This window comes from Erwinia sp. PsM31 (assembly GCF_030433775.1).
GTDB lineage: Bacteria > Pseudomonadota > Gammaproteobacteria > Enterobacterales > Enterobacteriaceae > Erwinia > Erwinia aeris.
In genome coordinates this window covers 1-23,347 of record NZ_JARUWZ010000015.1, presented here as the reverse complement: position 1 = coordinate 23,347, position 23,347 = coordinate 1, and the positions used below count along the sequence as shown (strand labels likewise).

Genomic DNA, 23,347 nt, shown 5'->3' with positions numbered 1-23,347 from the left:
CAGGAGCCGCTGATACATGGCTAAGTTCTTTATCGATCGCCCCATCTTCGCATGGGTCATCGCCATCATTATTATGCTGGTGGGCGTGCTGTCGATTCTAAAACTGCCGATTGAGCAATATCCTAATGTTGCGCCACCGGCCGTACAGATTCGCGCCACCTATCCGGGTGCCGATGCTAAAACGCTGCAGGACTCGGTAACGCAGGTTATCGAGCAGAACATGAACGGGATTGACGGCCTGATGTATATGTCGTCAAACAGCGATTCATCGGGCACGCTGCAGCTGACCCTGACCTTTGAGTCAGGTACCGATCCGGATATCGCGCAGGTTCAGGTGCAGAACAAACTGCAGCTGGCCACGCCGCTACTGCCGCAGGAAGTTCAGCAGCAGGGTATCCAGGTACAAAAATCCTCCAGCAGCTTCCTGATGGTGGCAGGTTTCGTCAACGAAGACGGCACCATGACGCAGAATGATATTGCGGACTACGTGGCGTCAAATATCAAGGATCCTATCAGCCGTACTACCGGCGTAGGCGATACCCAGATATTTGGTGCTCAGTATGCGATGCGTATCTGGATGGACCCGCACAAGCTGAATAACTATCAGCTGACGCCGGTTGACGTCATCAGCGCTATCACCGCGCAGAATGCCCAGGTGGCCGCCGGTCAGCTTGGCGGTTCGCCACCGGTGCCGGGCCAGCAGCTTAACGCCTCTATCATTGCGCAGACCCGTCTGACCTCTACCGACGAGTTCGGCAAAATCCTGTTGAAAGTCAACACGGATGGTTCTCGCGTGCTGTTAAAAGACGTGGCGAAAATCGAGCTGGGCGGTGAAAACTACGAGGTTGTCGCGCGTTATAACGGCAAACCGGCCTCCGGTATCGGTATCAAACTGGCTACCGGCGCGAACGCGCTGGACACGGCGGCAGCGGTCAAAGCGGAGCTGGGCAAGCTGGAACCGTTCTTCCCGGCCGGTCTGAAAGTGGTTTATCCGTACGATACTACGCCGTTCGTTAAAATCTCCATCATGGAGGTGGTAAAAACCCTGATCGAAGCGATCGTGCTGGTCTTTATCGTCATGTATCTGTTCCTGCAGAACTTCCGCGCCACGCTGATCCCGACGATCGCTGTGCCGGTCGTATTGTTGGGGACCTTTGCCATTATCAGCGCCTTCGGCTATTCGATAAACACGCTAACGATGTTCGGGATGGTGCTCGCCATCGGCCTGCTGGTGGATGACGCCATCGTGGTGGTGGAGAACGTCGAACGCGTGATGGCGGAAGAAGGTCTGCCGCCTAAAGAGGCTACCCGCAAGTCCATGGGGCAGATCCAGGGCGCGCTGGTCGGTATTGCGCTGGTGCTGTCGGCAGTATTTATTCCGATGGCCTTCTTCGGCGGCTCTACCGGCGTTATCTATCGCCAGTTCTCCATCACGATTGTTTCCGCGATGGTGCTGTCGGTTATCGTAGCGCTGATCCTGACGCCTGCGCTGTGCGCAACGTTACTCAAGCCGATCAAGAAAGGCGACCACGGTAAAACCACCGGCTTTTTCGGCTGGTTTAACCGCATGTTCGACAAAAGTACCAACCACTATACCGACAGCGTTGGCCATATCATTCGCAGCACCGGCCGCTATCTGCTGATCTATCTGGTGATTGTGGTCGGCATGGCTTATATGTTCGTGAAGCTGCCAAGCGCCTTCCTGCCGGAAGAGGATCAGGGGCTGCTGCTGGCTCAGGCTTCGCTGCCTGCCGGCGCGACTCAGGGCCGTACGCAGAAGGTGCTGGACCAGGTAACGGACTACTTCCTGACCAAAGAGAAGGATAACGTGCGTTCGGTGTTTACCGTTAACGGCTTCGGTTTTGCAGGACGCGGCCAGAACACCGGTATCGCCTTCGTCAGCCTGAAGCCGTGGGACGAGCGCAGCGGGTCGGAAAACAAAGTGGAAGGCATTGCTGGTCGTGCCATGCAGGCTTTTGGCGCCATCAAAGATGCGATGGTGATCCCGTTTAACCTGCCGGCGATTATCGAACTCGGTAACGCCACCGGCTTTGACTTTGAGCTGATTGACCAGGGCAACCTGGGCCATGAAGCCCTGACCAATGCCCGTAACCAGCTGCTCGGCATGGCTGCCCAGCATCCGGATACGCTGGTAGGTATGCGTCCAAACGGTCTGGAAGATACACCGCAGTACAAGCTGACTATCGACCAGGAGAAAGCGGAAGCGCTGGGCGTGTCTATTTCTGATATCAACACTACGCTGGGTGCGGCCTGGGGCGGCTCTTACGTCAATGACTTCATCGATCGCGGTCGTGTGAAGAAAGTTTACGTGATGGGACAAGCCGATGCTCGTATGCTGCCTGGCGATATCGATAAATGGTACGTGCGCGCCTCAAATGGCGAAATGGTGCCGTTCTCGTCCTTCGCCAGCGCGAAATGGCAGTACGGTTCACCACGTCTGGAACGCTATAACGGTCTGCCTTCTATGGAGATCCTGGGTCAGGCTGCGCCAGGCAAAAGTTCGGGCGACGCCATGAATCTGATGGAAGAGCTGGCCTCGAAGCTGCCGAAGGGCATTGGCTACGAGTGGACGGGCATGTCCTATCAGGAACGTCTCTCGGGTAACCAGGCGCCAGCGCTCTATGCTATCTCGCTGATCGTCGTGTTCCTGTGTCTGGCAGCGCTGTATGAGAGCTGGTCGATTCCGTTCTCGGTTATGCTGGTTGTGCCGTTGGGCGTTATCGGTGCCCTGCTGTTCACCACTATGCGCGGCCTGAGCAACGACGTGTACTTTGTGGTAGGCCTGTTGACCACCATCGGGCTGTCGGCGAAGAACGCCATTCTAATCGTCGAGTTCGCCAAAGATTTGATGGAGAAAGAAGGCAAAGGTCTGATAGAAGCGACGCTGGAAGCGGTACGTATGCGTCTTCGTCCTATTCTGATGACCTCGCTGGCCTTTATCCTGGGCGTACTGCCGCTGACCATCAGTACCGGCGCAGGCTCCGGTGCGCAGAACGCGGTAGGTACCGGCGTAATGGGCGGTATGGTAACGGCAACTATTCTGGCTATCTTCTTCGTGCCTGTGTTCTTCGTGGTGGTTCGCCGCCGCTTCAGCAAGCATAAAGAGGATCTGGAACCGCATCATACGGACCGTCCTCACTAAGGCATCCCGCTTGATCTTTAAGAGGCCGCTTTTGCGGCCTCTTTTTTCTTCAGGTGCCGGTAATGCCTGTTTTTGTGACCGTCTCTGGCAGCGCACGCGTCTTCTTCTTCCAATCATCTTCCCGCCATACTTTTTTGTTCTCTGTTTTCGTACCCTGCTACCTTGTTCCCTTATTCCCCTGCTCGCCTGCTCGCCTGCTCCCTTGCTCCCTTGCTCCCTTGCTCCCCTGTTCCAATGTTTTTCTGCTCCGGGGCTCTCTGTTTCTGTGTTCCGTTATCGTTGCTGGTCTGCGTGCCTCCTTTACGCTTGCATTTTAAAATCACGGCGCGCATAATTATTGTTATGTTATAACATACAAAATCAGGGGATTTTATGAAACAAGCAATCCATCCGGCTTACCGCACTGTCGCTTTTCACGACACCAGCGCCGACACCTTTTTTGTCGTCGGCTCTACCATTAAAACCGACCGCACAATCGAGCTGGACGGTAAAACGCTGCCTTATGTAACACTGGACGTCTCTTCGGCTTCCCATGCTTACTACACCGGCAAACAAAAAGAGTTTGCCAAAGAAGGCAGCGCGCACCGCTTTAACCAGCGCTTTGGCCGCTTTTTTAGTAAGTAAGGAGTGAAAATGCAGGTGCTTAACTCGCTGGCTTCGGCCAGAAAACGCCATAAAGACTGCAAGATCGTGCGTCGTCACGGCCGGGTTTTTGTGATTTGCAAAAGCAATCCGCGCTTTAAAGCGGTCCAGGGCAAAAAGAAAAAGCGCTGAGGATATGCAAGCGGCATCAAAGCCGCTTTTGCCATAAAGAATATCGTGCGCGTTCTCTTCCGGTACCGTATCCACCACGTACTCTATTTCTGTCGATTAAATGCCGGGAAAAAGCAACCGGCATGAAGTCTGCTTTTGCCATAAAAAGCGTCTGAAGAATGCGATCCGCCAGAAGGCTGCTTATGCAATAAAAAGCGCTGAGGAATGCAGTCCACAAGAAGGCTACTTTTATCTGGTCAGGAGTATTTATTCAGGCGGGCCGGTTATCGGCCCGCTTTTTTATTTCATGCTGGCCAGCATCGCCGTTACGTTATGACGAAAAGCCGCTTCCAGAGAATCAGCCGCGCCACCTTTTTCCGTCAGCGCTTCCGGGTAGAGCTCGCCGCCGGGCCGGGCGCCGGTTGCCGAAGCGATCTGCTGCACCATGCGAGGATCGGTCTGGTTTTCAATAAAGTAGCTGTGGATATGCTCCTTTTTCAGCTGGGTAATCAGCCCCGCCACGTCGGCAGCGTTGGCCTCAGATTCCGTAGAGAAGCCGACTGGCGACATAAAGGTTACGCCATAGCGCTGGCCAAAATAGCCGAAGGCATCGTGGCTGGTCAGCACTTTACGCTTCGCCGCCGGGATGGCCGCAAACTGGTCAGCGGCCCATTCGTCCAGCTTTTGCAGTCGGGCAATATAGGCCGCGCCGCGCCGGCGGAAGTCGTTTGCATCCTGCGGATCGGCAGCAATCAATGCGTTCATCACGTTGCTGGCATAGATTTCGCCATTTTTCATGCTGTTCCAGGCATGCGGATCGGTAACCGTTTTCCCCTCCTCCTCCATAGTGCGCGTCGTAATGCCTGCTGAAGCGACAACGACATGGCCTTTGTATTCCGAGGCTGAGATCAGGCGGTCCATCCAGCCTTCCAGCCCCAGGCCGCTGACGAACACCACATCCGCTTTAGCCAGCGCCTGGCTGTCCTGCGGCGTCGGCTCAAAGCTGTGCGGATCGCCATTCGGCCCGACAAGGCTTTTTACCTCTACATGCTCGCCGCCGACCTGCTTAACGATATCGGCCAACACCGTGAAGCTGGCTACCGTCTCCAGCGTTTTCGCCATCGCCAGCGGCGTGGCACACAGGGCGGCCAGCGCCAGCACAAGGGGTAACTTTTTCATCTTTTTTCCTTATCAACAGTAAAAAAACGCGCGCGCAATATTCCGCCGCATGGCCCTACTAAAATCGAGATAAAGAACAGCAGCGCGGCACAGAGCACCACGGCGGGCCCGGCAGGCAGCGCCAGGTAGAATGAGGCCGACAGACCGCTGAAGCTGGCGATCAGCCCCAGTGTCATGGCGGTGCCAACCATGCCGGGCAGTTCTTTACGCCAGAAGCGGGATGCCGCTGCGGGCAGCATCATCAGCCCCACGCACATCAGCGTGCCGAGAACCTGAAAGCCTGCCACCAGGTTGGTCACAACCAGTATCAGAAAAAGCGCGTGTACCAGCAGTGCAGCCCAGCGGCTCTGCGCGCGTAAAAAAGCAGGGTCGAAGGCATCGATCACCAGCGGACGATAAATCAACGCCAGCGCCAGCAGCGTCACCGACGCTATCGCGCTGACCAGCAGAAGCGAGGGATTATCAACGGCCAGCAACGAGCCGAACAGTACATGCAGCAGATCGACGCTGGAGCCGCGCAGTGAAACCAGCGTCACGCCCAGCGCCAGCGAGCCGAGATAAAAACCGGCAAAACTGGCGTCTTCACGCAGCGGCGTATAGCGGCTGACCGCGCCCGACAGCAGCGCTACCGACAGCCCGGCGATAATGCCGCCAATGCCCATTGCGACCAGCGAAAGGCCGGAAATCAAATAGCCGATAGCCGCGCCGGGCAGCACCGCATGGGAAAGCGCGTCGCCGACCAGGCTCATGCGACGCAGCAGCAAAAAGACGCCCAGCGGCGTGGCGCTGAGCGAAAGCGCAATGCAGGCAACCAGCGCGCGGCGCATAAAGGCGAATTCGATAAAAGGCTGTAAAAGCGTCATGCTGACTCCAACACGATCGGTTCCGGCGATTGCGTGATCCATTCCGCCTGAGTGGAGTCCAGCCGCAGGATCTGCGGGAAGGATCGCGTAACCATCGTCATATCGTGCAGCACCACGATCAGCGTGCAGCCAGCCCGATGCCGCGCCTGCAGCAGCGCCAGCAGCAGACTGGTCGTTGCCGTATCGATGCCGGTAAAAGGTTCATCAAGCAGCAGTAGCGAAGCATCCTGTACCAGTAGCCTGGCAAAAAGCACACGCTGCAGCTGTCCGCCAGAAAGCGTGCCGGGCTGCGCGGCGGCGAATTCAGCCATATTGACCTCTTCCAGCGCCGCCATAATCCGCTGCCTTTCAGGTCGACCGATAGCCCCAAACCAGCCGCAGCGTCGCCAGCAGCCCATCGCCACCAGATCGGCTACGCTGACAGGGAAATTTCTCTCAATTTCGGATTGCTGCGGTAACCATGCTGTATCCTGCGTCAGGCAGCTGAGTTGACCACTTACGGGCGGCAGCAGGCCCGCGAAGGTTTTTAGCAACGTGGATTTTCCACAGCCGTTTGCCCCCACCAGCGCGGTCATTGACCCCGGCTGGAACGTCCCGTTAAGGGACGGGGTAACGGCGCTCCCGCGATAGCCGACCCGGAGATCTGTTAGCGTAATCATGGGGATACCGCCCATCCGCTCAGCGCCAGCAAAGCCAGCACGGCGATCAGAGCAAAAAGTAAACGTGCTCGGGCTGATTGCATCAGTAATGTGGGACGAGAAGAAGCAGTAAAACTTAACATGGCAGCACTATAGTTACGTTATAACATAACAATAGCATATTACGATGATGGAAAGCGCGCTGAACTAAAATGTATCTTTTTATTTCCACAAAAAGTAATAAAAAGAGATGCGGTTATATAAAATTTCTTCATCTTAATCGGGTTTTTCTATCGCAGAAAGCGGGATCCTCTACTAAAATAATTAACAGTCAAATCATCAAGATAGTTTTTTCTCTTTTTAAGCGGCTTGATTATTTTAAAGCTAACAACAATTATCTGTATAAGCGTTTATTAACTCTGTGGAGAAAAAATGCGCAAACGTATTCCTGTCTCTTCAGCGCCTGATGAAGAAAATGAGTCCGAATGGATTAGCCTTATTCAGCGGATTATTCCCAAAATAGAAACCGAGTTAACTGGCTCACTGTTATGGTATTCACAAAATGCGCAATATGTTCCGGGAAGTGTGAAAATTATTTCAGTTGAACAAACGGCGCCGTCGGGTTACAAAATGACTTACAGTTTCTGCTGGAACGTTTTCAACGCCTGTCTTGATATCGATGCAGATGAAACGACCACCCAGTCAGTAAATTTTGAAAGCCAGCCCGATGTGCTGATATTTGATTTTATTGATACGGAACGCGCCGCAGCCGCGGATGAATTGTAATTTTTAGTAATAGTACTCAAAATACAATTTAAGAGAGTTATATTTATTAAAGCACTCGCACGAGATTCAATATCGCTTCCTGGCACCCCGCTCGCAGAAAGCCTGCGGTATACCATTTTTCACTGGCTATGGAGGGGAAAAAGATGGACGAATACTCACCGAAAAGGCATGATATTGCCCAGCTGAAATTTTTGTGTGAAAACCTGTATGATGAAAGTCTGGCCACGTTAGGCGATAGCCATCACGGCTGGGTTAACGATCCAACTTCAGCAATTAACCTGCAGCTTAATGACCTGATTGAGCATATTGCCGGGTTTACCATGAATTACAAAATTAAGCATATTGAAGACAGCGAGTTGATTAGTCAGATTGATGAATATCTTGACGATACCTTTATGCTTTTCAGCAACTACGGTATTAATGGCCAGGATCTTCAGCGCTGGCAGAAATCAGCGAAACGGCTGTTCAACGTTTTTACAGAGGAATGTGCTGTCGTTACCGCACAGACAAGCCATTCATTTTAGTAACCTTTATTTTTTCAATGGTTTAATAATGACAGATAAACTACTTACGAAAACTGATTATCTGATGCGTTTAAGACGATGCCGTTCAATTGACACGCTCGAACGCGTTATCGAAAAAAACAAATACGAATTATCTGATAATGAGCTGGCCGTATTTTATTCAGCGGCGGATCATCGGCTTGCCGAACTGACCATGAATAAGCTTTACGATAAAGTGCCGGTTTCTGTCTGGAAGTTTGTACGATAAGAGATGAAGCGGTGAGGGTTCCCCGGAGGAATTGGGTGGGGGCCCTGCCAGCTACATCCCGGCACACGCGTCACCTGCTGCGGCTGCTTCCTTCCGGATCTGACCGAGTTCACAAGTTAGCGTTGCGGGAGAACCAACCGGGCCCCCATTGATTGCCCCATGTAATGGAGCGAGGGCATTATCAATGAACCCCTGGGCAATTGCAAGCCCGCGCCCGACGACCGTTGTTTTCTTGCACAACATTGCCCTTTCCCCTGCTATTATCCGCCACATCCCTTCAGCTTAAGACCGCTTTCGATTACTTTATTTGCAGTAACGGGGAGCAGAGATGACTGAACAAGACACTTTTCCACGCCGTATCTGGCAAATTGTTGCCGCTATTCCCTACGGTAAGGTGACCACCTATGGCGATATTGCCCGGCTGGCGGGTTCGCCGCGCGCCGCGCGTCAGGTTGGCGGCGTATTAAAACGGCTACCGGCAGGCAGCAAGCTTCCATGGCACAGAGTCATTAACCGGCTGGGTGAGATTTCGTTAACGGGCGGCGATCTCGATCGCCAACGCCAGGCTTTATTGGCAGAGGGCGTAGAAGTGGATCATAACGGAAAAATCGCGCTGGAGCGCTACCGCTGGCAGGGATGAACCGCCCCTGTAAAGGGGCGGAAACCATTACAGTGAAGTTGGCGCAGGCACGGTTGAGGTCGGCGTCACCAGCGTAGGTGAAGTCGAGGGTACCGCCACAGGCGCGCGTTGAGCCGTCGGTAGGGCTTTCGCCGGCACGGCCTTCAGGTTAAGCGTCTGGTCTTTTGTACCGCCGCCGTTAATAACCGGCTTAATAGAATCGGCTATTAATACGACGTTGCGATCGACAATTACCGCTGCACTCAGCAGGATCCTGGCGTCAGGCTGAATGTCCGCCGGATTGAAAGGCAGGATAAATTTGAACGGCGCCTGTTTGCCATCGGTCAGCACTACGCGCTGTGAAATCACTTTTGCCGGTGCGTCTGACAGGGAAGCATCAGAAAGCATCACGGTTAATGAAGCATCAGGCGGCAGGCGCACGTTGGCCGGAAGCGTAATGGTTCCGCTAACGTGCGGCTGGCGCAGCGTATCTGCTTCCCCCGCGACTTTGGAAGCCAGCGTCGGCGTGGGGACATCTCTACCTTTATCAGCACATCCGGAAAGTGCGACCGCCAAAGCGGCGCCGGTCAATACAGGCCAAAGTTTCATTGATTTATTCTCCTTGCGATCAATGCGGGACATAAGGGACAGCAAGCCTGCCCCGTAAGCCTTAATTCTGGCACAGGTTATTGATTTTCGCCTGTAAGCCAAATAAGGAACGCGTGCGGAAGAATATTTTTCCCCGACGTTGACGGCAGCGGGTTCGGTTTCGCAAACTGAAAGGGAACCGACTATTGAGGAAGCCGCCATGAGTCAGGCACTGCACGAACTGTTAAATTTAATGAACCTGGAAAAGCTGGAAGAGGGCCTGTTTCGCGGCCAGAGCGAGGATCTCGGCCTGCGTCAGGTTTTTGGCGGTCAGGTGGTCGGCCAGGCGCTTTATGCCGCCAAGCAGACGGTCCCGGCGGAGCGCATTATCCATTCGTTCCACAGCTACTTTTTGCGGCCCGGCGACAGCCAGAAAGCCATTATTTACGACGTAGAAACCCTGCGCGACGGGCACAGCTTCAGCGCCCGCCGGGTCAGCGCCATCCAGAACGGCCAGCCTATTTTTTATATGACCGCCTCTTTCCAGGCGCCGGAAACAGGTTTTGAGCATCAGAAACCGATGCCGGACGTCGCTGGCCCGGAGTCCCTGACGACGGAAGGCGAAATCGCCAAACAGCTGTCGCATTTTATCCCTGAAAAGGCGCGTGAAAAGTTCCTGTCAGAAAAACCGTTTGAAATCCGCCCGGTTAAATTTCACAACCCGCTGAAAGGCCACGTTGATGAACCGGTGCGCCATGTCTGGCTGCGGGCTAACGGCCCCATGCCGGACGACAGGCGTATACACCAATACCTGCTGGGCTACGCCTCGGACTTTAACTTCCTGCCGGTCGCACTCCAGCCGCACGGCAAAGGATTTCTGGAACCGGGAATGCAGGTCGCCACTATCGATCACTCGATGTGGTTTCACCGCCCTTTCGACCTGAATCAGTGGCTGCTTTATAGCGTGGAGAGCACGTCGGCATCCGGTGCCAGAGGCTTCGTACGCGGTGAGTTCTTTACTCAGGATGGGATACTGGTCGCTTCAACGGTGCAGGAAGGCGTGATGCGCCTGCGTCAGTAGCTGAAATAACAAACCCCGCAGAGCGCGGGGTTTGTTAGTGAGGGCGGCTCCTGCGAGTCGGCTTACTGGTTATAAGCGTTTTCGCCGTGGCTGTTCACATCCAGACCTTCACGTTCGTGATCTTCGGTCACGCGCAGGCCGACCGTCATATCCGCAACCTTAAAGGCGATAAAGGCGACCACGCCCGTCCAGACCACCGTAATGCCTACGCTATAGAGCTGCACCCAAATCTGATGCCCCATCGTTACGCCAGAGGCATAGCCGACGCCGCCCAGTGAAGAAGAAGCGAAAACGCCGGTCAGGATGCAGCCTACAATACCGCACACGCCGTGCACGCCGAACACGTCACAGGGATCGTCAACGCGCAGCCATCTTTTCAGCACGGTAACGCCCCACAGGCCCGCCAGACCGCCGATAATACCGATAACCAACGCGCCGCCGACGCCAACATAGCCACAGGCTGGCGTAATCGCCACCAGACCCGCGATCGCACCGGAGCAGACGCCCAGCAGCGAAGGCTTGCCGCGCAGCGCCCACTCGCCAAACGTCCAGCTCAGCATCGCGCCTGCGGTCGCCATAACGGTGTTCAGGAATGCCAGCGCCGCGATTTCGTTAGCCGCGCTCGCCGAACCGGCGTTAAAGCCGAACCAGCCGACATACAGGATCGCCGTGCCGGTGAAGACCATCGGCAGGTTGTGCGGTTTAAAGGCTTCTTTGCCAAAGCCCGCACGCTTGCCGACCAGGTAAGCGCCGACCAGACCGGCAACGGCGGCGTTGATATGCACCACGGTGCCGCCGGCAAAGTCCAGCGCGCCGTCCTGCGCCAGCAGTCCACCGGACCAGACCATGTGCGCGATGGGCAGATAGGAGAAAGTGACCCAGATAGCCACAAAGATCAGCACCGCAGAGAAACGAATACGCTCGGCCAGCGCGCCAACGATCAGGCCGACGGTAATACAGGCAAATGAAGCCTGGAACGAAACGTGAATATACTGGTAGAAGGTTCCAACCAGCGCCGTCAGCTGAATGTTTTTCAACATCGCCATGCTGAAGTCGCCAAAGAAAGCGTTGCCCGTGCTGAAGGCCAGCGAATAGCCGTAGAGCATCCAGATAACGCACACCATCGCAAAGGTCACGGAAACCTGAGTCAGCATGGACAGGACGTTTTTAGCCCGGATGAGGCCGCCGTAGAAAAGCGCAATGCCGGGTAGCGTCATAAACAGCACCAGCGCGGTGCAAATCATCATAAAGGCGTTATCGGCCTTGTCCGCCACGGCTGGCGGTGCCGCCATCGCAAGCGAGGGCAACAGGCTGAGGCTGGCGAGGCCGAAGGTAGTCATTTTTCTCATTTTATCCCATCCCATCACAATTCTTAGCCCCGAGATCAGAGTGCGGCTTCGTCCGCTTCGCCGGTGCGAATACGGATAACCCGCTGTAGTTCAGCGACAAAAATCTTGCCGTCGCCAATTTTGCCGGTGTAGGCGGCCTTGCTGATAACGTCGACAACCTCGTCCAGCTGGTCGTCCGCTATCGCCACATCGATTTTAACTTTTGGCAGGAAGTTCACGCTGTATTCAGCGCCGCGATAAAGCTCGGCATGGCCTTTCTGGCGACCAAATCCCTTGACTTCGGTGACGGTCAGGCCCTGAATGCCAATGGCAGAAAGCGCCTCACGCACGTCTTCTAATTTAAACGGTTTGATTACCACGGTAACCAGCTTCATACGATCCCCTCCAGCTAAAGAAAACGGTGATTCCGCCCTGCGTTAACCAAAGCAAAGGCTGTGCCATAAATCAGAAACGTGCGTTTTAAAAGGCGCGGCGGCAGATATTGCGTACGCGTGGCGGCCTGATGATGACATTAAGCATAGAGGGAAAAAGAAAACGCACCATTAAGGTGCGTTACGCGTCGAAATTGTGCATCGCTGCTGTTTTATCAGCTCGGCCGCCTGCTTTTAGTGCAGCGAAGCGGTGTTACGTTTCTTCCAGCTCTTCGCCCGCCAGCTGGAGCTGATACATCTGCCAGTAACGGCCCTGTTTCGCCAACAGCTGCTGATGGTTGCCCTGCTCTACCGCATGGCCTCTGTGCAGCACCAGAATGGTATCCGCATCGATAATAGTAGAGAGTCGGTGAGCGATAACCACCAGCGTGGTTTGCTGACGAACGGCCTTAAGCGCCTTCTGGATCGCCTGCTCCGTACCGGAATCAATATTCGCCGTCGCTTCATCCAGGATCAGAATTTGCGGCGAGGCGACCAGCACGCGCGCCATCGCCAGCAGCTGCTTCTGACCCACGGAAAGATTGTTACCCTGTTCACCCAGCCGCGTATAGATACCGTCGGAGAGCGAGCGCGCCAGTTCGGCAAGCTGAACGGTTTCCAGCGCGTGCCAGACCGCCTCTTCGCTTATCGAACGCCCCAGCGCCACGTTAGCGAAAAAGGTGTCGGCCAGCACCACCGGATCCTGCTGCACCATCGCCACGCCTTCGCGCAGCACGCCGTGGCTGAGCCCGGTCAGCGGCCTGCCGTCCAGGCGAATTTCACCCTGCTTCACCGGGTAGTAGCCCATCAGCAAGTTAGCGAGCGTGCTTTTCCCGCTGCCGGTATGGCCGACCAGCGCCACAAAGCTGCGCGAAGGCACGCTAAGGTTGATATCGTTGAGCACGTTGCGATCGTCGCGATAGGCGAAGCTCAGATGTTCAATCTCAATGCGCCCCGAGGCCAGCGGCCGACTATCCTGACCATAGTGCTGGCGAGGCGCGTCCATCAGTTCAAAAATGCGCTCGCCGGCCACTACCGCCTGTTGCAGCATCGACTGCTGGGTGGTCAGCTCAATCAGCGGCTCGTTCAGCCTGCCCAGGTAGTTAATAAACGCGTAAAGCACGCCAACCTCGAAGCTGCCGCTGGAGGAGAAGCCAAACAGCAGCATCAGCCCGCACAGGATCATGGCGGAAAACAGGCTGAGCAGCGGCCGGAGCAGAAAGCCATCCAGCCGTAGCGTTTCCATTCTCGCCAGATAGTGCGAGCGGCTCGCTTCGCTCATCCGCTCACCAAAGCGCGCCTGCTGACGAAACTGCTGGATCACGCTCATGCCGCTGATCACTTCATTAAAGCCGTTGTTAATATCGGCCAGATAGCTACGCACTCGCCGTACGATAGGCGTACTGTAGCGCTGATAAATCAGCATCACGGTCAGTACGGCCGGAAAAATCATTATCGCCACCAGCGCCATGCGCCAGTCGAGACTGAACATCGCCACCAGCATGGCACCGATCAGCGCCGCGCTGCGCAGCACGGTGGCTACCACGGTGACGTAGAGATCGCGCACGACTTCGGTGTCATTGGTCACGCGTGAAATAATCTGGCCAACGGGCTGGGTATCAAAAGCGCTCAGCGGCTGGCGCAGCGCGGCGTCCATGACGTCCGTACGCAGCCGCTGCACTACGCCTACCGCCGCCTCGTTAAACAGCAGCGACTGCCAGTAGTGCAGCGCGGCGGCCAGGATTTGCAGCAGGAGAAAGCTGACGGCCAGCCCGGTGACCAGCCCCAGCGGCATGGAATGCTTCGCCACCATGTTATCGATAAAATAGCTGACCAGCACCGGGCCGAGCACTTCCGCCACCGCCGCTATCCACAGCAATACTATCGCCAGGCCAAGCGATTTCCGCCACGGCGAACCGTAGCGCAGCAGGCGTTTCAGCGTGGGCCAGAGCTGATTAAGATTCGCCATGCGGCACCCCTTTCGCGATTTCGTCCTCGTCCAGCGCGGCTTCCAGCTGCTGATAACGATACATATCCTGATACCAGCCGTCCTGGGCAATCAGCGCCTCATGCTGCCCGCGCTGGGCCACCGTGCCCTGCTGCATCACCAGGATTTCACTGGCTTCCGTCAGGGCGGACAAACGGTGCGCGCTGATAATCACGGTTCTTCCTGCGCCCCATTTTCTTAAATTATGCAGTATCTGGTGTTCTGTACGGCCGTCGACCGCCGACAGCGCATCGTCCAGGATCAGGATTTCCGCGTTCAGCAGCAACGCCCTGGCAATAGATATACGCTGTTTCTGTCCCCCGGAAAGCATCACCCCGCGCTCTCCAACTTCGGTATCGTAGCCCTGGGGCAGCCGCAGAATATCTTCATGTACGCAGGCAAGCCGCGCGGCGCGCTCAATATCGCTTTGCTGCGCCGTAGGTCGACCCAATGCGATATTGTTGGCGATGGTGTCGGAAAAAAGAAACGGCGTCTGGCTGACGACCGCCATGCGGCTACGCCAGCTGTCCAGACGCAGCTGCGGCAGCGGAATACCGTGATAGCGGATGTCGCCCTGCGCAATATCGAAGTGCCGCTGGATCAGGCTTAACAGCGTGCTTTTCCCGGCGCCTGTCGGCCCGCACAGCCCCAGCATCTGGCCGGGCTTAAGGTTAACGTTGATATGGCGTAGCGAGGGCTGCTGCGCGCCAGGATAGCAAAATTCCCTGATAGCGATTTGCAGCTGGCCGCGATCTTCCGGCAGCGTTTTACTGCCGTCCTCAACCGCCGGCGCCTCTGCCAGCAGCGAGCGAATGCGGCTCCAGGCCGCGCTGCCGCGCTCGACGATATTAAACATCCAGGCCAGCGCCAGCATTGGCCAGATCATCAGGCCAAGGTACATGACAAAGCTGGTCAGCTGGCCCAGCGTCATCTGACCGTGCCAGACCAGCCAGCTGCCGCCGCCGATCGCCAGCAGGTTCGACAGCCCGATGGCAATATAAATAGTAGGATCGAAGCGGGCGTCAATCCGCGCCACGCGCAGGTTTTTTTGGCCCGTGTCGCGGGCGATATCGGCGAACTGTGCGGACTGATGGTCTTCCAGCCCAAAGGCTTTGATCATACGAATGCTGGTCAGGCTCTCCTGCGTTCTGTCGTTAAGCGACGAAAAGGCGGCCTGAGCATGCTTAAAACGATGATGGAGCTGGTCGCCGTAGCGTTTGATCACTATCGCCATGACCGGCATCGGCAGCAGCGCCAGCAGGGTCAGCTGCCAGCTAATCTGCGTGCTCATCACCACCAGCACCGCCAGCCCCATCACCAGCGAGTCAACCAGCGTCAGCACGCCTTCTCCGGCGGCAAACACCACGCGATCCACATCGTTGGTGGCGCGGGCGATCAAATCGCCGGTACGGTGACGCAGGTAAAATTCGGGATGCTGACGGCTGAGCTGACGATAGAAGTCCTGCCGCAGCTCGACGGCAAGCTGATAGGAGGCGCCGAAAAGCAGCACGCGCCAGACGTAGCGCAGCAGATAGACCACAATAGCCGTGAGCAGCATCACGCCCACCCACATCAGCAGGCGCGAAGCACTCATCTGCTGATGGGAGACGCCGTCCACGATAGTACCGACAAGCTTCGGCGGCAGCAGCTGCAGCAGCGCAATGATAATCAGCAGAAAAACGGCGCCAAGATAGCGGCGCCATTCACGCATAAAGTACCAGCTCAACTGGCTGAAAAGTCGCACAATAAACGTCCTGGTCAGGTTCGGGCGAGCGCCGTGGTTCAGCGGCAGCGCCAATGTGTATTTATTTCTCTGGACCGCCGCCATCAGCGCGACCCGGCCGCGAATATAGCCTTCCTGTTCCGGCCATTTCAAGCGTTTCCGGCATGTCGGAGTAATGAGAGACGCGGCATCCGCCATAATTTACGGTGGCCTTGTTCCGCTATCGGGTGCCGTAAAAACAGCCTGGACCCTGTTTTATCTTTTGTATGCGCCTGCAGAAGAATAAATCTCCGTTGCCCCTGTAGTTTACAGGGAATAGCGTAAATGATTTTCCCGTAAATGCGTTACGTTCAGCCTGTTGTTACCTGAAGAAACAGCGTTTTGTTCACGAACCATTGGCACGCATGACCGTAACGACCCGAGCCGCCAGGGCGTTGCCGTCAGGTTTATAGCCATGTTGTCAGCTTCCGCGCGGGCAACACAACGCCGTGCCGGGCTTCGCCTGGCTAACCAACATGCGCGGCTCCTGCCCCTGTTTTTATGCCACGTCAGGCAGTACCATACGCCCCAACAGATTAATGAGGTAAAAAGTATGAAACGTGCAGTAGTGGTATTCAGCGGCGGACAGGATTCAACCACCTGTTTGATCCAGGCTTTGCAGCAGTATGACGAAGTGCACTGCCTGACCTTTGACTATGGTCAGCGGCATCGTGCAGAGATCGATATCGCTCGCGAGCTGGCGCAGTCGCTGGGCGCAAGAGCGCACAAAGTGCTGGACGTCACGCTGCTTAACGAGCTGGCCGTCAGTAGCCTGACCCGCGACAGCATCCCCGTTCCGGCCTGGGATCCCGACGCCAGCGGCCTGCCAAGCACTTTTGTGCCGGGACGTAATATCCTGTTCCTGACGCTGGCCTCGATTTATGCTTACCAGGTTGAGGCCGAAGCGGTAATTACCGGCGTTTGCGAAACCGACTTTTCTGGTTACCCGGACTGCCGCGACGAATTTGTTAAGGCGCTGAACCATGCCGTGGAGCTGGGTATGGCGCGTCTGGTTCGCTTTGAAACGCCGCTGATGTGGCTGAACAAAGCCGAAACCTGGGCGCTGGCGGACTACTGGCAGCAGCTGGCGCTGGTGCGCAACGACACGCTTACCTGCTATAACGGCATCAAGGGCGACGGCTGCGGCGAATGCGCTGCCTGCCATCTGCGCGCCAACGGCCTGCGCGATTACCAGATTAACAGCGCTACGGTGATGCAGGAGATGCAGCGCAAAACCGGGCTACGCTGACAGCATCTCTTCCAGCCGCTGCTTCAGCTCGCCGACGATCGGCTGCGCTTTTTGCGTGCGCAGATCGATGCAGACAAAGGTCAGCGTCGCATCGGCTATTGCTTCCCCCTCCGGCAGCAGCGTGATGGTCTGGCCGATAACGCCACTTTTCCCGCCCAGCTGCACCAGATGGCTGGCAATCGCCAGCTCGTCGCCCAGCACCGCCGGGCGACGGTAGTTAATGTTAATATTGACTACGATAAAAGCCAGCCGGTTATCATTCATCCAGCGAAAGGCGGCCAGTTTTTCCAGCCAGGCCCAGCGCGCCTCTTCCAGAAATTCTAAATAGCGCGCGTTGTTGACGTGTTGGTAAACATCCAAATGATAACCGCGAACCTTAATCGTAATCTGCATAATCTTCTCCCAAAAAAGGCCATACCGACTGGTATGACCTCTTTCAGCGTAGCAGCCCGTACGCCAGAATGCGTGGGGCCGCAACGACAAGTCGAGAAAGCGATCACAGTTTCAGTTTGGTCAGGTTCCTCTCTACCAGCGCATTACCAATACCGGGCACTTCTTTTAGCTGCTCTATCTGCGTAAAAGGGCCGTATTGCTCGCGATAGCTGATAATAGCCTGCGCCTTTTTTAGCCCTACGCCGTTCATTACGGCGCTCAGCTCTTCGGCCGTGGCGTGATTAATACTGACCGATTCGCTTTGCGGCGGTTTCTTTTCCTCGCTCGGCTGCGCGCTGGCCTGCGGCGCGCTGACGTTATCGATGGCCGGCCCGGCGTACAGCGGCGAAGCGCCGCCCAGCAGCAGGGTAAAACATAAAGCCTGTAAGGTTGTTTTCATGCTGTTCTCCTCCATGTGTTTGACAGCAACGTCAGGCTACGCCCAACCAACCGGCGCCACAAACGGCAGATGACAGAAATGGAAAAGGCCGCATAAGCGGCCTTTGGGTTTGCAATAATTTGCAGGATTTTTGCGAGGCTTATTGCGCCTGCGCGGCTGCGCCGTACTTGATCTTGCCTTCTTTGCGCAGGTTGCTCAGCAGCGCTTCGAAGGCGATCTGCGCATTGTTCTGCGTGATGCCCTGCACCATCGCTTTCTTCTGCGCTTCCGGCAGCGTGCCGCTGCGTACCTGATCCAGCGCCAGCAGCACGACGTTGCCTTGTCCGTCCTCGCTGATGCCGTACACAGGCTTGTCTTTGGTCGGCTGCGCCAGCGCGAAGGCGGACTGCGTTACCGCATCCTGACCGCTGCGCGTCAGCGTTTTCTGCTCGCTAAAGCTAAGATTAGCCGCCTTCATGGCATCCATACCCTTGCCCGCCTGCAGATCGGCCAGCAGTTTTTCCGCCTGGGCCTTCGCTTCCGCCTGCGCCTTCTGGTTTTTCAGCGTGGCTACGATTTCGGCACTGACCTCGGCCAGCGGCTTAACCGCTTCCGGCTTGTGGGCAGCGATACGCAGCACAAAAGCACGATCGCCATCAACCGTGATGATATCGGAGTTGCTGCCCGGCGCGCCGTTATCCCCCAGCAGACCACCGTTAAAGATCGCCTGCTCTACCGCTCTGAAATTCAGCTCGGCCGGTGGATTGTCGTGGCTGAACCAGTCCGTTTCCACCGCTTTTACGCCTGCCGCTTCTTCCGCGCTCGCCAGCGACTCGTTGTCGTTGCTGGCCGCGTCGCTCACTTTCTGCTGCAGCTTGTAATAAGCGTCGACGGCCGTTTCGTGTTTCACCTTAGCGGCGATGTCGTCGTGTACGGCCGCCAGCGGTTTGATCTGCTGCGGCTGAACGTCATCAAGACGAGCAACGATAAAGCCGACGGAGGATTTGATCACGCCCGACAGCTGTCCTTTCTGCGTCAGGTTAGCGCTTTTCAGCTCGTCCGGCGTGGTATCCGGCTCCAGCCAGCCCATATCGCCGCCTTTACGGGCAGAGATAGGATCGATGGATTTCTCTTTCGCCAGCGCGGCAAAATCGCCACCTTTTTTCAGCGCGTCCAGAACCGCCTGCGCATCGGCTTCGGTTTTGGTTTGGATCACGCTGAAACGGCTGCGCTGCGGCTGGGTATAATCCTGCTGATGGCTGTCGTACCAGCTTTGAATATCGCTTTCGCTCGGTGCTTTCTGCAACGAGGCCGCATCCAGCTTGATATAGCTGACGCGGAACTGCTCCGGCGCCATAAAGCTGTTTTTATTCTGCTCGTAGTAGTTTTTGACTTCTTCGTCGCTGACGTTCTGCTTCGCTGCCAGCGCCGCGACGTTAATAGTCGCTTCACGCACCAGGCGCTCCTGAGAAACCAGCGCGGCCAGCGATTCAGTTTCGCCCGGCAGCATAAAGTCTGTGCGGGTCACCGCCGCAATCAGCTGCTGCGTGGTCAGCTGCTTGCGCAGCGCCTGAGCGTACTGATCGGCAGTGAGATTCATCTGGTTAATAATCGCCAGATAACGGGCGTTATCGAATTTGCCGTTAGTCTGGAAGGCCGGCTGGTTGAAAATAGCCTGCTTGATCTGATCGTCGCTAACCGCCAGCTGCAGATCTTTCGCATACTGATCCAGCAGCGCTTCATCTACCAGCTGAGAAAGCGCCTGCTGGCGGATCTGCTGAAGATAAGCGGGATTGCTGGCCAGCTGTGAGAACTGCTCGCCCAGCATTTCCTGCTGACGTGAACGTTCGTTGCTGAACGCTCTTTCCAACTGGGCGCGACTGATTTCCTGGCCATTGACCTTAGCTGCATAATCTCCATTGCCGCCGATCAGGTAGTTGCCCACCCCGGTCAGAACAAAAGAGAGGATGATCAGACCCAGTATAATTTTGAGCACGACATGGTTCGACGCCGCGCGTAAATTGTCCATCATGGTGTGACAACACTCCGCTGTATTATGAATGTAAACCCTTGCGCTTGCTTCCCACGTTCCCGGGGCGCTCCACGCCGCTGCGTATCAGGCTCTTGCGACCGTTGAAACAAAAAAGGCACATCATAGTGTGATGTGCCTCGTATGGTACATGAGAACGTCAGGACAGTCCTCATTCCACCGAAGAAATTGCTTGCCTGACGTTAATTAACCGCGTCTTTCAGCGCCTTACCGGCGCGGAATCCCGGGACTTTGCCCGCAGGAATAGTAATTTCTTTACCGGTTTGCGGGTTGCGTCCGGTACGCTCTGCGCGCTCACGCACGGAAAATGTGCCAAACCCTACCAGCGCCACTTCGTCGCCCGCTTTAAGAGAGTCGGTTACCGCTTCCATAAAAGCATCCAGCACGCGTCCCGCCGCTGCTTTAGAGATATCAGCGTTTGCAGCAATGTTGTCGATCAACTGTGACTTATTCACTCAATCATCCCCTCTTTATTATTTACTTCGCAAACGGGCTTCCCCCCGTTACGAGCACGCATCAATTATCGTTGTTTGTCGAGTCGTAAAAGCAGGGCCTGTTCAGACCTTCACCGGCTTAACAGCCCCCTAAATTAACGGCACAAAAAAAAGCTGGCAAGTACGAATTCGTCTGCCAGCTCTGGATTTAGGGTCTTTTTGTCTTATATCACTATTTCGCCGTGGCAACCTGCATGCCGTATGGGGCATTTTGCAGGGCCAGGGTCAGCACTTCTTCGATACGCTTCACCGGGTGGATATCCAGATCGGCAATTACGTTGTCCGGAATTTCTTCCAGATCGCGCTTGTTTTCATCCGGGATCAGCACGGTTTTGATGCCGCCGCGATGCGCTGCCAGCAGCTTCTCTTTCAGGCCGCCGATAGGCAGAACCTGGCCGCGAAGCGTGATCTCGCCGGTCATCGCCACGTCGGCGCGCACCGGGTTACCGGTCAGACAGGAAACCAGCGCCGTACACATAGCGATACCCGCGCTTGGGCCATCTTTCGGCGTGGCGCCTTCCGGCACGTGCACGTGGATGTCGCGTTTTTCGTAGAAGTCGCCGTTAATGCCCAGCTTCTCTGCACGCGCGCGTACCACGGTCAGTGCCGCCTGGATGGACTCCTGCATCACCTCGCCCAGCGAGCCGGTATAGGTCAGCTTGCCTTTGCCCGGCACACACGCGGTTTCGATGGTCAGCAGATCGCCGCCCACTTCCGTCCATGCCAAACCCGTAACCTGTCCTACGCGGTTTTCGCTGTCGGCGCGGCCATAGTCGAAACGCTGCACGCCCAGGAAATCCTTCAGGTTATCGGCATTGATTTCGATATGGGTAACGCTCTTATCCATCAGCAGCGTTTTCACTGCTTTACGGCACAGCTTAGACAGCTCACGCTCAAGGCTACGCACGCCCGCTTCACGGGTGTAATAGCGAATGATACCCACGATGGCGCTGTCGTCTACGGTCAGCTCGCTCGCTTTCAGGGCGTTACGCTCAATCTGCTTCGGCAGCAGGTGCTGTTTGGCAATATTAAGCTTTTCGTCCTCGGTATAGCCCGACAGACGGATCACTTCCATACGGTCCAGCAGCGGTGCCGGAATGTTCATGGAGTTAGACGTCGCTACAAACATCACGTCGGAAAGGTCGTAATCGACTTCCAGATAGTGATCGTTAAAAGCGATGTTCTGCTCGGGATCCAATACCTCCAGCAGGGCCGATGCCGGGTCGCCGCGCATGTCCGAGGACATTTTATCGATCTCATCCAGCAGGAACAGCGGGTTCTTCACGCCAACCTTCGCCATTTTCTGGATCAGCTTGCCCGGCATAGAACCAATATAGGTACGACGGTGCCCACGGATTTCCGCTTCGTCGCGCACGCCGCCCAGCGCCATACGGACATATTTACGGCCGGTCGCCTTAGCGATCGACTGGCCCAGCGAGGTTTTACCCACGCCCGGCGGTCCCACCAGGCACAGGATCGGCCCTTTGATTTTGCTGACGCGGCTCTGCACCGCTAAATATTCCAGGATACGGTCTTTCACGCGCTCCAGGCCAAAGTGATCGGTATCCAGCGTTTCCTGCGCCTTCACCAGATCTTTCTTCACCTTGCTGCGCGCGTTCCACGGCACCTGGACCATCCAGTCGATATAGCCGCGCACCACCGTTGCTTCCGCCGACATTGGCGACATCATCTTCAGCTTCTGCAGCTCGGCTTCGGTTTTATCACGCGCCTCTTTTGGCATTTTCGCCGCGTCGATTTTACGCTTCAGCGCTTCGTTTTCGTCCGGCGCGTCGTCCATTTCGCCCAGTTCTTTCTGAATCGCCTTCATCTGCTCATTCAGATAGTACTCGCGCTGGCTCTTTTCCATCTGCTTTTTCACGCGGTTACGAATGCGTTTTTCCACCTGCAGCAGATCGATTTCCGACTCCATCATCGCCATCAGATATTCCAGACGTTCATTGACGTCGGACATCTCCAGCACGGACTGTTTGTCGGCCAGCTTCAGCGGCATATGGGCCGCGACGGTATCCGCAAGACGCGCGGCGTCTTCAATGCTGTTCAGCGAGGTCAGCACTTCCGGCGGGATTTTCTTGTTCAGTTTGATATAGCCTTCAAACTGGTTAATCGCCGTGCGGACCAGCACTTCCTGCTCGCGCTCGTCAATTTCAGGCGAAACCAGATATTCCGCCTGAGCCGTAAAATGGTCACCGTTATCGGCGAGCGTAGTGATATGCGCGCGCTGCAGCCCTTCGACCAGCACTTTTACCGTGCCGTCAGGCAGCTTCAGCATCTGTAAAATTGACGCTACGGTCCCTACAGAGAAGAGATCGTTAATGCCAGGTTCATCCGTTGAAGCCTCTTTCTGTGCGACCAGCATGATCTTTTTGTCATGATCCATGGCGGCTTCAAGGCAGCGAATCGATTTTTCACGGCCTACAAACAACGGAATTACCATGTGCGGATAAACCACTACGTCACGCAACGGCAACACAGGGATTTCAATGCGTTCAGAACGCTCAGGATTCATAGAGCTCTCTCTTAGTTTAATTTCCGCCAGGGTGAGGGGAACCGCAATCGTCAGGCATGCAGTTTTACCCACAGGTAGTTGAGTATATGGGGATGAATGTAAGACATTCAACGTTATGTGCGAGAGAAAAGTAAATGGGGGAAAAATTTCCCCCATTTGCGCTAACCGGTTGGAAAGATGTGGTTATTTATTCGCCAGATGCCTGCTGCGCTTCGCCCTTGCCGTAAATCAGCATCGGATCCGATTCGCCCGCGATAACCGACTCGT

Annotated in this window: 23 protein-coding genes and 1 other RNA gene; 9 read left to right on the top strand and 15 right to left on the bottom strand. The window is 55.8% G+C overall.

Going from position 1 to position 23,347, the window contains the following annotated elements:
• The first annotated feature begins 16 nt into the window (after positions 1-16).
• The 3 genes from acrB (at position 17) to ykgO (ending at position 3,937) form a co-directional block, all read left to right on the top strand.
• Complete coding sequence (gene acrB / locus QCD69_RS13200) at positions 17-3,163, top strand: multidrug efflux RND transporter permease subunit AcrB (protein ID WP_253455024.1); 3,147 nt, start codon at positions 17-19, stop codon at positions 3,161-3,163.
• 372 nt (positions 3,164-3,535) lie between these two features.
• Positions 3,536-3,787 (top strand): type B 50S ribosomal protein L31, encoded by a 252-nt coding sequence (locus tag QCD69_RS13195; RefSeq protein WP_253455026.1) that lies wholly within the window; start codon positions 3,536-3,538, stop codon positions 3,785-3,787.
• Between the two features lie 9 nt (positions 3,788-3,796).
• On the top strand, positions 3,797-3,937 hold the full coding sequence (gene ykgO / locus QCD69_RS13190) for a type B 50S ribosomal protein L36 (RefSeq protein ID WP_125288450.1): 141 nt from the start codon (positions 3,797-3,799) through the stop codon (positions 3,935-3,937).
• A 279-nt stretch (positions 3,938-4,216) separates the two neighbouring features.
• Here ykgO and QCD69_RS13185 read toward each other — a convergent pair whose 3' ends face one another.
• From QCD69_RS13185 to QCD69_RS13175, 3 genes are read right to left on the bottom strand one after another with little or no spacing between them, the layout of a single operon-like run.
• Entirely contained in the window at positions 4,217-5,095 is an 879-nt protein-coding gene (locus tag QCD69_RS13185; protein WP_301252351.1) for a metal ABC transporter substrate-binding protein, read from the bottom strand.
• Positions 5,092-5,958 carry a metal ABC transporter permease gene (locus tag QCD69_RS13180; RefSeq protein ID WP_301252350.1) on the bottom strand — a complete coding sequence of 289 codons (867 nt, stop codon included), beginning with the start codon at positions 5,956-5,958 and terminating at the stop codon, positions 5,092-5,094. The genes QCD69_RS13185 and QCD69_RS13180 overlap by 4 nt, the downstream gene beginning before the upstream one ends.
• A complete protein-coding gene (locus QCD69_RS13175) occupies positions 5,955-6,617 on the bottom strand; it encodes a metal ABC transporter ATP-binding protein (RefSeq protein ID WP_301252349.1) in 663 nt (220 codons plus the stop codon). The genes QCD69_RS13180 and QCD69_RS13175 overlap by 4 nt, the downstream gene beginning before the upstream one ends.
• Positions 6,618-7,028: 411 nt before the next feature.
• Here QCD69_RS13175 and QCD69_RS13170 point away from each other — a divergent pair, with 411 nt between their 5' ends.
• From QCD69_RS13170 to QCD69_RS13160, 3 genes are all read left to right on the top strand, one after another.
• Entirely contained in the window at positions 7,029-7,382 is a 354-nt protein-coding gene (locus tag QCD69_RS13170) for a hypothetical protein (RefSeq protein ID WP_301252348.1), read from the top strand.
• Positions 7,383-7,525: 143 nt separating this feature from the next.
• Positions 7,526-7,906: an Hha toxicity modulator TomB gene (gene tomB, locus QCD69_RS13165; protein ID WP_125288630.1), complete on the top strand. Its 381-nt coding sequence runs from the start codon at positions 7,526-7,528 to the stop codon at positions 7,904-7,906.
• A 28-nt stretch (positions 7,907-7,934) separates the two neighbouring features.
• Entirely contained in the window at positions 7,935-8,153 is a 219-nt protein-coding gene (locus QCD69_RS13160; protein WP_125288446.1) for an HHA domain-containing protein, read from the top strand.
• A 42-nt stretch (positions 8,154-8,195) separates the two neighbouring features.
• Here QCD69_RS13160 and ffs read toward each other — a convergent pair.
• Positions 8,196-8,292: signal recognition particle sRNA small type (ffs, locus tag QCD69_RS13155), an RNA gene on the bottom strand.
• Positions 8,293-8,481: 189 nt separating this feature from the next.
• On the opposite strand from ffs, the gene QCD69_RS13150 reads away from it, so the two are divergent.
• Entirely contained in the window at positions 8,482-8,793 is a 312-nt protein-coding gene (locus QCD69_RS13150; protein WP_394148814.1) for an MGMT family protein, read from the top strand.
• Between the two features lie 27 nt (positions 8,794-8,820).
• On the opposite strand, the gene QCD69_RS13145 is transcribed toward QCD69_RS13150, so the two are convergent.
• Complete coding sequence (locus QCD69_RS13145; RefSeq protein WP_301252345.1) at positions 8,821-9,381, bottom strand: YbaY family lipoprotein; 561 nt, start codon at positions 9,379-9,381, stop codon at positions 8,821-8,823.
• A gap of 199 nt (positions 9,382-9,580) precedes the next feature.
• Between QCD69_RS13145 and tesB the strand changes: the two genes are divergently transcribed.
• Entirely contained in the window at positions 9,581-10,441 is an 861-nt protein-coding gene (tesB, locus tag QCD69_RS13140) for an acyl-CoA thioesterase II (RefSeq protein ID WP_301252343.1), read from the top strand.
• A gap of 62 nt (positions 10,442-10,503) precedes the next feature.
• Here the strand turns inward: tesB and amtB are convergent, their stop codons facing one another.
• From amtB to QCD69_RS13120, 4 genes are all read right to left on the bottom strand, one after another.
• Positions 10,504-11,805: an ammonium transporter AmtB gene (gene amtB / locus QCD69_RS13135; protein WP_370256072.1), complete on the bottom strand. Its 1,302-nt coding sequence runs from the start codon at positions 11,803-11,805 to the stop codon at positions 10,504-10,506.
• Between the two features lie 20 nt (positions 11,806-11,825).
• The gene (glnK, locus tag QCD69_RS13130) at positions 11,826-12,164 is read right to left on the bottom strand and encodes a P-II family nitrogen regulator (protein WP_125288441.1); all 339 of its coding nucleotides are present in this window, start codon (positions 12,162-12,164) and stop codon (positions 11,826-11,828) included.
• Between the two features lie 250 nt (positions 12,165-12,414).
• Positions 12,415-14,169, bottom strand: coding sequence for a SmdB family multidrug efflux ABC transporter permease/ATP-binding protein (locus tag QCD69_RS13125; protein WP_253455041.1), 1,755 nt, complete (start codon positions 14,167-14,169; stop codon positions 12,415-12,417).
• Positions 14,156-15,931, bottom strand: a complete 1,776-nt coding sequence (locus QCD69_RS13120; protein ID WP_301252404.1) for a SmdA family multidrug ABC transporter permease/ATP-binding protein — start codon at positions 15,929-15,931, stop codon at positions 14,156-14,158. The genes QCD69_RS13125 and QCD69_RS13120 overlap by 14 nt, the downstream gene beginning before the upstream one ends.
• A 571-nt stretch (positions 15,932-16,502) precedes the next feature.
• Between QCD69_RS13120 and queC the strand changes: the two genes are divergently transcribed.
• Positions 16,503-17,198, top strand: a complete 696-nt coding sequence (gene queC, locus QCD69_RS13115; RefSeq protein WP_301252341.1) for a 7-cyano-7-deazaguanine synthase QueC — start codon at positions 16,503-16,505, stop codon at positions 17,196-17,198.
• Here the strand turns inward: queC and QCD69_RS13110 are convergent.
• The 6 genes from QCD69_RS13110 to QCD69_RS13085 form a co-directional block, all read right to left on the bottom strand.
• Positions 17,190-17,591 carry an acyl-CoA thioesterase gene (locus QCD69_RS13110; protein WP_125288629.1) on the bottom strand — a complete coding sequence of 134 codons (402 nt, stop codon included), beginning with the start codon at positions 17,589-17,591 and terminating at the stop codon, positions 17,190-17,192. The two genes, queC and QCD69_RS13110, sit on opposite strands and share 9 nt — an antisense overlap.
• 103 nt (positions 17,592-17,694) lie before the next feature.
• Complete coding sequence (locus tag QCD69_RS13105; protein WP_253455045.1) at positions 17,695-18,030, bottom strand: ComEA family DNA-binding protein; 336 nt, start codon at positions 18,028-18,030, stop codon at positions 17,695-17,697.
• Positions 18,031-18,169: 139 nt separating this feature from the next.
• A complete protein-coding gene (gene ppiD, locus QCD69_RS13100) occupies positions 18,170-20,041 on the bottom strand; it encodes a peptidylprolyl isomerase (RefSeq protein WP_301252338.1) in 1,872 nt (623 codons plus the stop codon).
• Between the two features lie 200 nt (positions 20,042-20,241).
• The gene (hupB, locus tag QCD69_RS13095; protein ID WP_125288435.1) at positions 20,242-20,514 is read right to left on the bottom strand and encodes a nucleoid-associated protein HU-beta; all 273 of its coding nucleotides are present in this window, start codon (positions 20,512-20,514) and stop codon (positions 20,242-20,244) included.
• 211 nt (positions 20,515-20,725) lie between these two features.
• A complete protein-coding gene (gene lon / locus QCD69_RS13090; RefSeq protein WP_125288434.1) occupies positions 20,726-23,080 on the bottom strand; it encodes an endopeptidase La in 2,355 nt (784 codons plus the stop codon).
• Positions 23,081-23,267: 187 nt separating this feature from the next.
• A partial coding sequence (locus QCD69_RS13085) for a hypothetical protein (RefSeq protein WP_301252403.1) occupies positions 23,268-23,347 on the bottom strand: 80 nt, incomplete at its 5' end.

Coding starts and splice junctions, on each gene's coding strand:
- QCD69_RS13125 (WP_253455041.1), bottom strand. CDS start 14,169: ATGGCGAATCTTAATCAGCTCTGGCCCACGCTGAAACGCCTGCTGCGC.
- QCD69_RS13160 (WP_125288446.1), top strand. CDS start 7,935: ATGACAGATAAACTACTTACGAAAACTGATTATCTGATGCGTTTAAGA.
- glnK (WP_125288441.1), bottom strand. CDS start 12,164: ATGAAGCTGGTTACCGTGGTAATCAAACCGTTTAAATTAGAAGACGTG.
- queC (WP_301252341.1), top strand. CDS start 16,503: ATGAAACGTGCAGTAGTGGTATTCAGCGGCGGACAGGATTCAACCACC.
- QCD69_RS13145 (WP_301252345.1), bottom strand. CDS start 9,381: ATGAAACTTTGGCCTGTATTGACCGGCGCCGCTTTGGCGGTCGCACTT.
- QCD69_RS13150 (WP_394148814.1), top strand. CDS start 8,482: ATGACTGAACAAGACACTTTTCCACGCCGTATCTGGCAAATTGTTGCC.
- ppiD (WP_301252338.1), bottom strand. CDS start 20,041: ATGATGGACAATTTACGCGCGGCGTCGAACCATGTCGTGCTCAAAATT.
- QCD69_RS13180 (WP_301252350.1), bottom strand. CDS start 5,958: ATGACGCTTTTACAGCCTTTTATCGAATTCGCCTTTATGCGCCGCGCG.
- QCD69_RS13105 (WP_253455045.1), bottom strand. CDS start 18,030: ATGAAAACAACCTTACAGGCTTTATGTTTTACCCTGCTGCTGGGCGGC.
- acrB (WP_253455024.1), top strand. CDS start 17: ATGGCTAAGTTCTTTATCGATCGCCCCATCTTCGCATGGGTCATCGCC.
- QCD69_RS13110 (WP_125288629.1), bottom strand. CDS start 17,591: ATGCAGATTACGATTAAGGTTCGCGGTTATCATTTGGATGTTTACCAA.
- QCD69_RS13175 (WP_301252349.1), bottom strand. CDS start 6,617: ATGATTACGCTAACAGATCTCCGGGTCGGCTATCGCGGGAGCGCCGTT.
- ykgO (WP_125288450.1), top strand. CDS start 3,797: ATGCAGGTGCTTAACTCGCTGGCTTCGGCCAGAAAACGCCATAAAGAC.
- lon (WP_125288434.1), bottom strand. CDS start 23,080: ATGAATCCTGAGCGTTCTGAACGCATTGAAATCCCTGTGTTGCCGTTG.
- QCD69_RS13170 (WP_301252348.1), top strand. CDS start 7,029: ATGCGCAAACGTATTCCTGTCTCTTCAGCGCCTGATGAAGAAAATGAG.
- tomB (WP_125288630.1), top strand. CDS start 7,526: ATGGACGAATACTCACCGAAAAGGCATGATATTGCCCAGCTGAAATTT.
- QCD69_RS13185 (WP_301252351.1), bottom strand. CDS start 5,095: ATGAAAAAGTTACCCCTTGTGCTGGCGCTGGCCGCCCTGTGTGCCACG.
- amtB (WP_370256072.1), bottom strand. CDS start 11,805: ATGGGATGGGATAAAATGAGAAAAATGACTACCTTCGGCCTCGCCAGC.
- QCD69_RS13195 (WP_253455026.1), top strand. CDS start 3,536: ATGAAACAAGCAATCCATCCGGCTTACCGCACTGTCGCTTTTCACGAC.
- tesB (WP_301252343.1), top strand. CDS start 9,581: ATGAGTCAGGCACTGCACGAACTGTTAAATTTAATGAACCTGGAAAAG.